General features: G+C 55.7%; 13 protein-coding genes. 9 read left to right on the forward strand and 4 right to left on the reverse strand.

The window, feature by feature from the left end; translation table 11 throughout:
• Position 1: 1 nt before the first annotated feature.
• On the reverse strand, positions 2–655 hold the full coding sequence (locus CPH65_RS05485) for a hypothetical protein (protein WP_244574545.1): 654 nt from the start codon (positions 653–655) through the stop codon (positions 2–4).
• A 601-nt stretch (positions 656–1,256) separates the two neighbouring features.
• On the opposite strand from CPH65_RS05485, the gene CPH65_RS05490 reads away from it, so the two are divergent.
• The 5 genes from CPH65_RS05490 (at position 1,257) to CPH65_RS05510 (ending at position 5,220) form a co-directional block, all read left to right on the forward strand.
• On the forward strand, positions 1,257–1,793 hold the full coding sequence (locus tag CPH65_RS05490; protein ID WP_096172492.1) for a sigma-70 family RNA polymerase sigma factor: 537 nt from the start codon (positions 1,257–1,259) through the stop codon (positions 1,791–1,793).
• On the forward strand, positions 1,790–2,491 hold the full coding sequence (locus tag CPH65_RS05495; RefSeq protein ID WP_096172493.1) for an anti-sigma factor domain-containing protein: 702 nt from the start codon (positions 1,790–1,792) through the stop codon (positions 2,489–2,491). The genes CPH65_RS05490 and CPH65_RS05495 overlap by 4 nt, the downstream gene beginning before the upstream one ends.
• Before the next feature lie 99 nt (positions 2,492–2,590).
• Positions 2,591–3,157: a fasciclin domain-containing protein gene (locus CPH65_RS05500; protein WP_096176255.1), complete on the forward strand. Its 567-nt coding sequence runs from the start codon at positions 2,591–2,593 to the stop codon at positions 3,155–3,157.
• Positions 3,158–3,356: 199 nt separating this feature from the next.
• Positions 3,357–3,854 (forward strand): peptide-methionine (R)-S-oxide reductase MsrB, encoded by a 498-nt coding sequence (gene msrB, locus CPH65_RS05505; protein ID WP_096172494.1) that lies wholly within the window; start codon positions 3,357–3,359, stop codon positions 3,852–3,854.
• Positions 3,855–4,153: 299 nt separating this feature from the next.
• Positions 4,154–5,220, forward strand: a protein-coding gene (locus tag CPH65_RS05510) for an IS630 family transposase (protein ID WP_096172496.1) whose coding sequence is annotated in 2 segments (ribosomal slippage) — positions 4,154–4,658 and positions 4,658–5,220 — 1,068 coding nt in all. Because the reading frame shifts where the segments join, the coding sequence is not laid out codon by codon here.
• On the opposite strand, the gene CPH65_RS05515 is transcribed toward CPH65_RS05510, so the two are convergent.
• Positions 5,171–5,704 carry an RNHCP domain-containing protein gene (locus CPH65_RS05515; RefSeq protein ID WP_157747518.1) on the reverse strand — a complete coding sequence of 178 codons (534 nt, stop codon included), beginning with the start codon at positions 5,702–5,704 and terminating at the stop codon, positions 5,171–5,173. The genes CPH65_RS05510 and CPH65_RS05515 overlap by 50 nt on opposite strands.
• 362 nt (positions 5,705–6,066) lie before the next feature.
• On the reverse strand, positions 6,067–6,474 hold the full coding sequence (locus CPH65_RS23760) for a hypothetical protein (RefSeq protein WP_157747519.1): 408 nt from the start codon (positions 6,472–6,474) through the stop codon (positions 6,067–6,069).
• A gap of 51 nt (positions 6,475–6,525) precedes the next feature.
• Here CPH65_RS23760 and CPH65_RS05520 point away from each other — a divergent pair, with 51 nt between their 5' ends.
• Positions 6,526–7,269: a hypothetical protein gene (locus CPH65_RS05520; protein ID WP_157747520.1), complete on the forward strand. Its 744-nt coding sequence runs from the start codon at positions 6,526–6,528 to the stop codon at positions 7,267–7,269.
• Between the two features lie 165 nt (positions 7,270–7,434).
• Positions 7,435–8,268 (forward strand): S-formylglutathione hydrolase, encoded by an 834-nt coding sequence (fghA, locus tag CPH65_RS05525; RefSeq protein ID WP_096172499.1) that lies wholly within the window; start codon positions 7,435–7,437, stop codon positions 8,266–8,268.
• A 25-nt stretch (positions 8,269–8,293) separates the two neighbouring features.
• Here fghA and CPH65_RS05530 read toward each other — a convergent pair whose 3' ends face one another.
• On the reverse strand, positions 8,294–9,472 hold the full coding sequence (locus CPH65_RS05530; RefSeq protein WP_096172500.1) for a pyridoxal phosphate-dependent aminotransferase: 1,179 nt from the start codon (positions 9,470–9,472) through the stop codon (positions 8,294–8,296).
• A 147-nt stretch (positions 9,473–9,619) separates the two neighbouring features.
• Between CPH65_RS05530 and CPH65_RS05535 the strand changes: the two genes are divergently transcribed.
• Positions 9,620–10,411, forward strand: coding sequence for a creatininase family protein (locus CPH65_RS05535; RefSeq protein WP_197703963.1), 792 nt, complete (start codon positions 9,620–9,622; stop codon positions 10,409–10,411).
• 65 nt (positions 10,412–10,476) lie between these two features.
• Positions 10,477–12,741, forward strand: a complete 2,265-nt coding sequence (locus CPH65_RS05540; RefSeq protein WP_096176256.1) for a cation-translocating P-type ATPase — start codon at positions 10,477–10,479, stop codon at positions 12,739–12,741.
• Positions 12,742–12,797 lie beyond the last annotated feature (56 nt).

Raw genomic sequence — 12,797 nt, forward strand, 5'->3', positions numbered from 1 at the left:
CTCACTTGCTGGCGAGCTGTTGGCGGCGGGCGAACTCAGTCAGATTGACTTCGATGGTTGCCGCACCAATCAACTCTTTTGTTTTTGGGTTCCGGAGGCTCTTGTTCACCTGTACGCGCCAGATACCGATGTTTTCGTCCCATTCGGGCTCATCAACGAAAATAGCGTCTGGGCTGACTTCGTAGGTTTTCTGGAATTTGGCTTCGTCGCCTTGCCAGAAATCAGAGGTGATCGAGGACTGGCCAACGTTGAGGCCCTTGTTGTCCATGACGAAGATCTCTACGAACAAGCCGTAGGACTGACCTTGCATGCGGGACAGATAAACAGAGAGGGGGCTGGAAAGTGTTGCGGAGATTAGAGGCTTGTCTTCTTGTTCGTTTTCCGTACGCCACTTGTTATCCAGATCGGTGATCTGTTGTTGGGTCAGTGTTCCGTAGCGCTTGTTCTGGGCTTCGATGCTCATGGACACGATTTCGCGATCGAGCCATTGGTCGATTTGCTGGTATAGATTCTTCGTGTCCAAGTCAGACAGGTCTGGTTTTTGTGCCGCTGAAGCGATGGAGCTGAAGGCCATGAGCGCTAATGCGAATATTGTGACTGAAAGTTTCATACTGTACACCATTTCTGGACGGGGCCTGAGACTTAAAGCTTCCATATAAAAATTAATAAACCATATAATTTTGACTATGCCAGTTCTTTGGAAATACTATTTGGTTTCCAATTGATTTTGGTGGAATAAGTCAAAAATGCTACTTTTGCTTGAATTTGGCTGTTTCTAGTTAGGTGGTTGTGCTGATTTTCGCTTTATTTTCTGAGGCGTGGTGGTCGTCTTCTACTTATATTGGACTTGATTGTATAAAAATTTTCTCGGCAAGGCCAATGATTAGACGATAATACGCCATGTAAAAAAGCATTTATTCTTTTCACCTCGTTGAGCGCGCGAATGGCTGTGGCGACGGAGGTGATAATGCACTCATCTAAATCTGAGCGCTTTTCCTGATCGGATCTTGATGCTGTTTGCGGAATTTGAATGGTGCTGGATTTTCGGCGTCCCTGTTGGGGCGCTATCTGGCTAGACCAGCCTTCGTTCGTCAAAGGTTATGCAGGCCGATGGTCCCTTTCTTCTGCTAGACCGGGGCGTCCCTGTGGTGCATAGTTGCCAAACGCGAACGATCCGTCGAGAAGATCTTGCAAAGCTTACAAGGTGCGCCGTACGGTCTGACGAAAACTCTTATGCCTTTTGCTCAGGACACTCAATGGCTGATGCGATTTCTGATCTTATTGTCCGCGTTGCTCTGCATGATCGGGCTGCCTTTGCTGCACTTTATCAGGCGACCAGCGCGAAACTCTTTGGCATCTGTTTGCGTGTCTTGAAAGACAGGGCGGAATCTGAAGAGGTTTTACAGGAAGCCTATGTAAAGATCTGGAATAGTGCTTCCCGCTTTGCCATTACCTCGAACAGCCCGATTTCCTGGCTTGCTGCCATTGCCCGTAACCATGCCATAGACCGACTGCGAGCAAGGCGTCCGGATCCGGTGGAGCTGGACGAGGACTTGGCAGGGGCAGATGAAAGTCCTGATCCTGAAAGATTGCTGATCAGTGCAGAAACCGGGAGCCAGATCGAGGCGTGCCTTGAAGAACTTGAAACCCAGCGCGCGGGTGCGGTGCGGGGGGCTTATCTGGATGGTGACAGTTATCAGGAGCTGGCTGAGCGGTTCAGCGTGCCCCTCAATACAATGCGGACGTGGCTGCGGCGCAGCCTCATTTCTCTCAGAAAGTGTCTGGAAGCATGACAGCGCAAGAGAAAAAGGATCGTGATGACAGGCTGCTGGCGGCGGAATACGCCCTCGGTGTGCTGCCGCATGACGAGCGACAAGTATTCAGCGCCCGGCTCGAGCGCGAGACAGATTTGCGCCAGGAAGTGGCGTTCTGGGATGCTCATTATGAGCCACTCTCCGACTTGATCGAACCGGTGACGCCGCCTGCCACGCTTTATGCCAAAATCGAAGAGCAGCTTTTTGATAGCTCGTCTGAGAAAAAAGCGGGTCTATGGTCAAGCCTTGGTTTTTGGCGTGGTCTTACATTCGCGTCTCTGATTGGATTTGCGCTGATGACCTCGGTTCTGGTCGTCACCTTGCGCATGCCGGATGCGCCCGGTCCGAGCTATGTGGCTGAGTTGTCCGGGGATGCCGGTGCGGTTCGGCTTGTGGCTCTTTACGAAGAGCAGACCGGGCAATTGCGACTTAACCGAACGCAAGGGGTTGCTGCTCCAGAGCGTGATTTCGAGCTTTGGTTGATCGCGGGCGAAAATGCGCCGGTCTCCCTTGGTGTGTTGCCCGAAGAAACCCAAGCGGTTCTGACTGTGCCTGAAAGCTTGAAGGCAAAGCTTCCCGGAAGTGTGCTGGCAATCAGTGATGAACCGGCTGGTGGCTCGCCGACCGGCGAAGTCACCGGACCAGTGCTGGCGACGGGTAACGTTTCTGTGATCTGATTTTTTGAAAAAAGCTGAAACTTGTTTTGCCGTGTCTTCGTGTCTCCTGATGTCCGCAACAAAGCGGGCTTGAAAACAAATCAATTGGAGAGAGACACAATGACTTTTGCTCGTACGACAACCTTTGCTGCTGCTACTGCCATCGCACTGACCTTCGGTGCCGGACTCGCACAGGCTGGTGACAACCCGATGGTCGGTGGCGCGCCAATGTATGAATCCAAGACCATCGTCGAGAATGCTGTCAATTCAAAAGACCACGAGACACTCGTTGCTGCCGTCAAGGCCGCCGGTCTTGTTGATACGCTTTCGAGCGATGGCCCCTTTACGGTCTTTGCGCCGACCGATGCGGCCTTTGATGCGCTGCCCGAGGGCACAGTTGCAACGCTGATGAAGCCGGAAAACAAGGATCAGCTGAAAAAGATCCTGACCTGCCATGTTGTTGCCGCTGATGCCATGTCTGGTGCCATCATGAAGATGGTGGATGATGACAAGGGCGCTCATCCGGTCAAAACCGTTGGCGGCTGTACCTTCACGGCGATGTATGATGGCGGCACCGTGATGCTGAAAGACGGACAGGGCAACGTGGCCCACGTCACCATTGCCGATGTGAAACAGTCCAATGGCGTCATCCATGTCATCGATAAAGTTCTGTTGCCAGCATCGTGATTGGTGATTGAACAACCGACCGGATATTCTTGCATCTCCGGTCGGTGCTCTTTGCCGATCTGGAGCGATTTAAATCTACACCGGGTCACCGGTTTAGATTTAAACGCCATTTCTCAGCATGGTCTTGCCTTCCCGTGAACGGGTGATCACGAGACTTGCCCTAACGTTAAGACCAGCGAATTCAAAACAGGAGGTCACGATGAAACGACGCACATTTCTTTTGTCAGGGGCTGCCGCCCTGCTCGGAGCCTCAACCTATGGTCTGGTGCTCGGCGGGCGCTCGTCTGCAACTGAAACCGGAAGTTTTCCGCTGCAGCTAAGCGATGCGGAATGGCGTGAGCGTCTGAGCAAGCCGCAATATGACGTGCTGCGCGATCATGCAACGGAGCGGGCTTTCACCAGCCCACTCGACAATGAAAAGCGCGACGGGATCTTCCATTGTGCTGGCTGCGATCAGGCCGTCTATTCGTCAGAGACCAAATTTGACAGTGGCACCGGGTGGCCCAGCTTCTATGAGGCTTTGCCTGATGCGGTTGGAACCCAGGAAGACAACAGTCTTTTTATGACCCGTACCGAGGTGCATTGCAGCAACTGTGGCGGACATCTTGGTCATATTTTCAATGATGGGCCTCAGCCGACCGGCAAGCGGCACTGCATCAACGGGGTTGCGATGACGTTCAAACCGCAAGACGCCTGATCCCAATTCTTTGCGGCAAATACTTGCGACACACTTATTCAGCCGTCCGTTTCCCGCGGGCGGCTGGTTTTTTGCGTCTGGATGGGCCAGAGGTTTTATTGCCAGTTCGGCGGGACGGTTGCCCCGCCGAGCTGTTGCCTTCCTCATGGCGGGAACGCAGTCTTGCCAAACAGTGCCTGATGCAACTGACCTGCGTCCTGTTTGCGCAATAGCCTGATACCAAGGGCGTGAAGTTCTGACTCTTTAGGGATTCCATTTTTAGCACTGGCGTGATTCAACATGGCAAAGGAGATTTTGCCATGTCTGCCGCTTTGATTCTTAGCGATGCTTTTGACGCCGATAGTTTGCGCCGTCTTGCCAAAGGATGCCGCAATGCCAAACAGGGCCGCCGCCTACTGGCCATTGCGGCTGTCTATGACGGCATGAACCGTGCTGATGCCGCCAAAGTCGGCGGTATGGACCGCCAGACTTTGCGAGATTGGGTTCTTCGCTTCAATGAGCAAGGCACCGATGGTCTTGTCGACATCAAAGCAACCGGCGCTCCCATGCGCTTGAGCCCAGAACAGCTCGAAGAGTTTGTTGCTATCGTTGAAACCGGTCCTGATCCTGAGAAGGACGGCGTCTCTGTCTGGCGTAGCCAGGATCTGGTGCGTGTGATCCAAGAGCGGTTTGGGGTCTCCTACAAGGAACGTGGAGTACGGGATCTTTTGCGCCGCATGGGGTATGTGCGCATATCTGGTCGACCTCAACATCCAGAACAAAAGCCTGAAGTCATTGATGCTTTCAAAAAAACTTCTCCGCAACGTTGGCAGCGCATGTAGGCCATTTGCCAAAGAACAAGCCCATCGAGATTTGGTGGCAAGATGAGGCTAGGCTTGGTCAGAAGAATGGACTGGCCCGACTATGGGCAAAAAAGGGAACCAGACCACGTCTGCCAGCCGATCAGCGATATAAAAATGCCTATCTGTTCGGTGCAATATGTCCAGCGCGTGGCGTTGGCGCGGGATTGATGATGCCTTTTGCAAATACACAGGCCATGCAAATGCACCTCGAAGAAGTCTCAAGGACAGTGGCGCGCGGCGCTCATGCCGTGGTGCTGATGGATCGTGCCGGATGGCATACGACAAGCAGACTCAACGTGCCCAAGAATATCACCATCCTCCTGTTGCCTTCCAAATCACCGGAACTGAACCCAGTTGAGAATATTTGGCAGTATCTGCGCGGTACCTTCCTGTCCAATCGGGTCTTCGAAGACTATGCCGCCATTCTTGATGCTGGTTGCCAAGCATGGAAGAGCCTCTCCGCCAACCCAACCATCATCCATTCAATAGGTATGAGAAAATGGGCTCAAGAAGGTCAGAATTAAATGCCGTTGGTATGATGCCTTTGGTCTCGATGGTTGCCTTTTGCGCGTGGTCCATGCTCAGGGAGCCTTCGAACACGTCGATGATCCGGTCGCATGAAACGTCACCGGCTATGCGGTTGATATTCACGGCGCCACATCCGCTGCAATGGTGCACCAGCATGACATCGCCACAACGAGCCTTGCCATATTTGTCAAAGCCGTTGTGTTTGATCGTCAAACCAACCGGGATCATGCGAGATTGGCATGTGGAGGCCCGGTTGCCCGGTTTGGTGTCTACATGCACAGAATGCAGGCAATGGGGGCAGTGATTGCGATGCACCGTGCCCATGGCTGTGGCCGTAAAGACCATCTGCTTGCAATGGGTGCAGCGGAATTCACCGTCTGCTGCCTTCCATCGGTTGTTTTTGCGTTTGCTTCTGGTGCCTTTGTTCTTTCGATCGGCGCGGCAAGAATGCCGCCCGAAGGATCCTTCGTCGTATAACATGAGAGTGTTGCCAAACATCTTGAAGAGATGATTGGGCAGACTGAAATCTCAGATCGTGATGGGGATTTCGCTGCCAGCAAGGCCGAACGAACGGACAGCAGCAGTCTCTCGAAACATAGGCCCTTGGGCCGGATGACCGGGACAAGAGGGATCTCTCGTCAGGGCGTGTTGGGAGAGCGGCTGTTCGACGCACAGGACGACCGTTCTGCATGGGCTGCCAATGGCTCGCCTATGCAGCGCTGGATACAGACTCCATGGTGCTCAACGCGAAGAATGAAAGACTGAACAAAAAAACCGCCTAACGTTTGTTGAAGTGGCGTTTCAATAAACCCGCAAGAGCGGTGGAGCAAGAATTTCCGGTGCTATTTCTGGTTGCCATTGTGCAGTGTTGCATGAAAAGCGCAGTTGCGGTCAGAGCCTGTCTGATAGGTGCGCGCGCCGCTCGTATGGAGAAGCCTTTGCGTTTCGAGGGAAATTGACGGGGCAGGGCGTATCTGCGACCAGACGTTAACCATATTGCCTAAGAAAAGCCCTTTAGTTTCAATGAAGCGCCAACCGGGGATTGCCAAAGGGTTAAAAGCAAGGGACACTTGATCGCAATCGGGGAGATTCCGTTGAAATCCCCATGAAGAATGCGATTCGGCATTCTTGGCGATGTAAATTGGTGGTGCCGATGCGGATATGGTGGGGCATGGCCGTGCGGCGCGGCTAAATGGGAAGCGGACGAAGTATTTGTGAGCTATTGAGGCCCTTTCAAATGCCTCGTCCAAGAGGGTAAGACGATGAGTTTGTTTTCTTCATTCAGGGCGAGCGTTCGCCTGATGCAATTTGTTTTTGCTGGACTGATGCTTGTGTTCTCGATGGCCCTGTCTGCGCAGGCGGCCGAGGACACACCGTTCTATACAGGGGTGTGGGAACTGAAGACCCCTTCGGGGTTGCAGCCGCTCGTGATGAGTGATTGGCTGATCTTCGAGGGCAAGACACCGGGCATCTGGATGTATCTCAAACCGGGCTTTGTGTCCGGTCAACGCTATCAGTTCATGGCCCGCCGTGTTTCGGTGAATGGTCTGACTGCGGCAGTCGTGGATGTCGCCAAGATCGATGACACCCATATGTCCTATCGTTTGAGCGCCAACGGACAAGTGATCGAGCAGGGCGAGGCGACCCGCCTCAGCGTTCCCAATGCGAACAAATCCTGTCTGGCGGTTGATACCGAGATGAAGGATCTGCTCGGCAAATGGAGACTGGTGCAGAACAAAAAGAAAATCCTCTCGCTGTCTGAAACTCAGTTGGTGCTCGATGGCAAAAAGCAGACCATAACCATGCAGCAGTTGCGCAAAGGCCAGTTGGCCCTGATGGTCGGTGGCGCTCCGTTCGCCATGTTTACCCACGCGGGTGGCGACTATGGTGTTCTGCAAATCCTGCCTGCCGGAACCAAGGCTTTCACCGGTGGTCCGATTGGTCAGCATGTGGTGTTCGATCAGGAGATCATCGTGCGCCGACCAGGAGGGCGCTGCGATGCGGCGATTGCCAGCCGGTTGAAACTGCTCGGCAAGAAACGTTGATCTTGTCAGGGCATTTGATCATGTATAAAGAAAGCGCTCCGGTCCGGGGCGCTTTCTTTTTGGCACCAACCGTTTATGGTCGCGCTATTCGGTCCTGTCACGGAACGTACAAATCCAGCCTCTAATTTGACGAAACACCCTATTTCCAAGCGGGAGATTTAGCACATGGAACTGATCCAGAGCATGAAATCCTTTGGTGGCGAGCAGCGCGTCTACCGGCACAAATCCAGTGCAACGGGCACAGACATGGAGTTTGCTGTCTTCCTGCCGCGTGAGGCGCTGGACGGCTTCGTGTGCCCCACGCTGTTCTACCTGTCCGGTCTGACCTGCACATGGGAGAATGTCACCACCAAAGGCTGCCCGCAGATGCATGCTGCCAAACATGGCATGATCTTTGTCGCGCCCGATACCAGCCCGCGCGGTGAAGGGGTGGCCAATGATCCGTCCTATGATCTGGGACAGGCGGCGAGCTTCTATCTCAATGCAACCAAGGACCCTTGGGCCAAGCATTTTCAGATGGAGACCTATCTGACCAAGGAACTGCCGGACCTGCTGGTGGATGCCTTGCCGATTGATGAGGATGCGCTGGGTATCACCGGTCATTCCATGGGCGGGCACGGTGCATTGACCCTTGCCATGCGGCATCCGGGACTGTTTCACTCTCTTTCGGCCTTCGCTCCGATCACCAATCCGGTTGATTGCCCTTGGGGCCAGAAGGCGTTTGAAGCCTATCTCGGGTCTGATGAGAAGAAATGGGCGATGCATGATGCCTGCGCCTTGATGCGAGACAAGGGTTGGGACGGCGATATCCTGATTGATCAGGGTCTGGCGGACACGTTTCTGGAGAACCAGCTCAAGCCCTGGGCGTTCGAAGCGGCCTGCCGCGCAGCCGATGTGGATCTGACTTTGCGGCTTCATGGCGGCTATGATCATTCCTACTATTTCATCTCCAGCTTCCTTGCCGATCACATGGCTTGGCATGCGGAGCGCCTTGAATAGTCTCTCATTCCTGCCCGCGTGCCGATCAGGCGCTGTTGGCCTTTAAAAAATCACCGATACGCTCGACAGCCTTGAGGATATTCTCAAGGCTGTTTGCGTATGAGAGGCGGATATAGCCCTCGCCATAGACGCCAAAGTCCGGTCCCCCGATGGTGGCAACGCCGGCTTCCTCAAGCAGGCGGGACGACAAGTCCTTGGCCTTGAAACCGGTTTGCGAGATGTTGGGGAAGGCGTAGAAGGCACCCTTGGGTATGGCGCAGGACGTGTTGGGCAGATCGTTCAGCGCAGTGACCACGGCTTTCCGGCGGCGGTCGAATTCGGCCATCATATCATCGGCTGCGTCCTGCGGACCGGTGATGGCGGCAATGCCAGCAAACTGGGCGGCGCTGTTGACGCAGGAATAGCTGTTCACTGCAAGCTTGCGCACGTCGTCATAAAGAGCCTCTGGCCAGACGGAGAAACCGAGCCGCCAGCCGGTCATGGCATAGGTCTTGGACCAGCCGTTGAGCAGAATCAGGCGATCCTTGATTTCAGGGTAGGATGTGAGGCTTTGATGCTCGAGACCGTCAAAGGTCATGCGGGAATAGATCTCGTCGGATAGGATGGCGGCATCGGGCCACGCCTCAAGCCCCTTGACCAGCTTGTCGATTTCTTCTTTCGGCGTAACGCCGCCGGTCGGGTTGGACGGACTGTTGAGAATAATCAGCCGGGTCTGCGGTGTGATGAGCGACAAAAGCTCCTCGGCGGAAAAGGCAAAGCCGTTCTCTTCGCGCAAAGGCACGGGGATCGGGCGTGCGCCGGTGAATTCGATCATCGAGCGATAGATGGGAAATCCCGGGTCGGGATAGAGAATGTCTGCGCCGGATTCGCCAAACAGGGTGATGGCCATATACATGGTGACCTTGCCGCCGGGCATGATCATCACAGAATCAGGGCTTATATCGGCCCCATGGCGGCGGTTGAGTTCGTCTGCGACGACTTCGCGCAGGCGCGGAATGCCGTTGGCTGGGGTGTAGCCGTGTTCACCAGCTTCAAGGGCGTCGACTGCCGCCTTGACGATATGATCGGGTGTTTTGAAATCCGGCTGACCGATGCCCAGATTGATGATGTCCCGGCCCTCCGAGGCGAGTTGATTGGCGCGGGCGAGAACGGCAAAGGCGTTTTCGTCGCCCAGATTGGCGAAATTCTTGATGGTGCGCAGCACGGGAGCCTCCGGAAACTGGGTTTTGCTGAGCCAACGATAGAAGCGCTGAAGGCGCGCGTAAAGTCTGCCGATGCAAAGTCTTCTCGTGGACTGGTCAGGCTTGTTGAACGCGGATATGTTAGGTGCACTATGTGACGGGAGACTGTGATGGTTAAAGCCTATTGGCGCGATATGGGTCGTGATGATTTTTCCAAGCCGGGTCTTGAGGGAGCCGTGGCGGTGTTGCCGATCGCGGCCATCGAGCAGCATGGACCGCACCTGCCGCTGGGGACTGACGCCATTCTGGCCGAAGGCTACATGGAGCGGGTCGTGGCAGACCTGCCATCTGATCTCGATCTCATCTTTCTGCCGGTGCAGCAAATCGGCTGGTCCGAAGAACATCTGGATGGAACTGGGACCCTGACATCAAGCTGGAAGCATCTGTTGCCGGTCTGGCTCGATATCTGCCTGTCGGTCAAGCGCGCGGGTATTCAGCGGCTCATCCTCATCAACAGCCATGGTGGCAATGTGCCCCTGATGGAGATCCTGATGCAGGATCTGAGGGTTCATCACGGCATGCTTGTCTCCGCAACCAACTGGCTGCGGTTTGGCTATCCCGCTGATGTGTTTGATCTCGATGAGATTTCCTTCGGGATCCATGGCGGTGATGTGGAGACCTCGTTGATGCTCGCTCTGGCGCCGGAACTGGTGTCCATGCAGAAGGCGGATGATTTTTCTTCAGCGCAACGCTTGATCAGCGGGAAGAACGAGCATTTGCGCTATTATGGCCGCAAGGCGATGGGCTGGATGGCAACCGATCTGAATGCTGAAGGGGTGACAGGCAATGCCACTGCAGCGACTGCGGAAAAGGGCGAAAAGCTCCTTGCTCATATCACAAAGGCATTCATCGACTATGCGCGGGAAGTGCGGCAAATGCCCGTGCCGGGAGAGAGGTCTTGACCTTCCAGTGACTGGAAGCCCTATATGGTTGTGAGTATTGTTTCAAACCTACCGAAGTGAAGGTCATGTCCGAGCTTTCCGCCTCCTCTGTGCCATCTGCGCCCGCTGCCAAAGACGCATCCCATTCCTTTGTTTTCGATATCACCGGCATGCATTGTGCGGCCTGTTCGTCACGGGTCGAGCGGGTGCTCAATGCCAAGCCGGGGATCCATGCCAACGTCAATCTGGCACTTGAGCGGGCCGATGTGTCCGTTGATGGCGCTGAAGATGCCGATGCGATCAGGGCGATGATCGAGAAGACCGGCTTTGGTGCGAGCCTGCGGGAGGGAAGCCTTTCCGAACGCAGGGAGCAGGCGGAGCGTCTTGACGAGGATCGTCGCAAGGAAGAGCGGCATTCTTTCTATCTGTTCCTGTTTTCCGCCGTGATGACCGTGCCGCTGGTTGCGCCGATGATTGCCATGTGGTTCGGGCAAAATCTTCATTTGCCTCCCCTGATCCAGTTGGGCCTTGCGCTGCCGGTTCAGGTGATCGTCGGGGCGCGCTTTTATCGCGGTGCCATCAAGGCATTGATGAACAAGGCTGCGAATATGGATGTGCTGGTGGCGCTGGGGACGAGCGCGGCCTTTCTGTTCTCGCTATATCAAGTGGTAGCGCTTGGCAGCGCCTCCGTCGGGCATCTCTATTTTGAGGCCTCGGCGGCTATTCTCACCCTGATTGTCTTTGGCAAGTGGCTTGAGGGACGGGCCCGCCGCAGTGCCGCAGATGCGCTCAGGGCATTGATGGGGCTGCGCCCGCGTGAGGCGCGTGTGGTCGGCGCGAATGGCGCAGCGGACCGGATGGTGCCAATTGAAGCGGTCGGCATGGGCGACCGTGTTCGGGTGCTCCCCGGTGAAGTGGTGCCGGTGGATGGCACGATCTCTGAGGGCCGAAGCGAATTTGACGAAGCACTCCTTTCTGGCGAGAGTGAGCCTGTGTTGCGGGAAGCGGGCGACAAGGTGATTACTGGGGCGGTGAATGGCGTCGGTTCGGTGGTTCTTGATGTTGTCGCGCTAGGCGAAGACACGGTGCTGGCGCGTATCATTCGGCTGGTCGATCAGGCTCAAACGGGGCGCGCCAAGATGCAGAATCTGGCGGACCGGATTTCCGCTATCTTCGTGCCGGTGGTGGTCGGGCTCGCCCTTTTGACGTTCCTTGGCTGGATGGTCGTGGGTGGATCGGTTGAGGCGGCGCTCGTGGCGGCGGTATCTGTCCTTGTCATTGCCTGTCCCTGTGCTCTGGGGTTGGCAACGCCGACGGCGCTGGTGGCCGGGACCGGGGTTGCTGCCAAAAACGGCATTCTCATCCGCGATATTGATGTTCTGGAACGAGCACGGCATGTGAGCCATGTGGTCTTTGACAAGACCGGGACGCTGACCGAGGGGCAGCCGAGCCTTGTTGCCATTGAGCTGTTTGGTGCGGCAGACGAAGGCGCGGTGATTGCCGATGTTGCAACGATCCAGCGCAGCAGCGAGCATCCGCTGGCCCGGGCCTGCGTTACTGCTGCGGATGAGCGCGGCCTTTCGCTGGGTGTGGCAGAAAGTGTTTCCGCTCATGTGGGCGAGGGAGTCGAGGGCGTTGTTTCAGGTGCGCGTTATCTGATCGGCACCTTTGCCTTTCTGCAGCGGAATGGGGTTGATCTTGGCTTTGCGTCCGAGGCGTGGGCGCGCATGGAGAGTGACGGTCTGTCCTTGTCGGCTGTCGCCTGGGATGGCGTGCTGGTTGCGCTCATCGGGTTCCGTGATGAAGTGCGGATGGAATCCCGAAATGCTGTTGCGAGCCTGCGGCAAAAGGGTCTCAAGACCATGCTTTTGAGTGGTGATGCGCCCCGCACCGTGGCGCGCGTCGGTGATGCGCTCGGACTTGATGCGGTCAAGGGCGGTGTCTCTCCGAGTGACAAGCTCAAGGAACTGGAGCGTCTTCAGGCCGAAGGTCAGGTCGTGGCCATGGTTGGGGATGGGCTCAATGATGCGCCGGCTCTGGCCAAGGCCGATCTGGGCATTGCCATGGGCTCGGGGACGGACGTGGCCATTGGGGCTGCTGCCATCACGCTGATGCGATCTGATGTCCGCCTTGTCGGGGCGGCGCTCGAGATTGCCCAGAAGACCTATGGCAAGATCTGGCAGAATCTTTTCTGGGCCTTCATCTACAATGTCATAGGTATTCCGCTGGCGGCATTGGGGCTGCTCAACCCTGCCTTGGCGGGGGCGGCAATGGCCTTCAGCTCGGTTTCTGTTGTCAGCAATGCGCTTCTTTTGCGGCGCTGGGCCGTAAAACTCGACGACCCGAAATAGGCGCGTGACGTCGCTGATTGTCGCGCGGCGAATTGGGTGTTTCAATCGCTTCTTCG

It is taken from the genome of Cohaesibacter sp. ES.047, from assembly GCF_900215505.1.
Classification (GTDB): domain Bacteria; phylum Pseudomonadota; class Alphaproteobacteria; order Rhizobiales; family Cohaesibacteraceae; genus Cohaesibacter.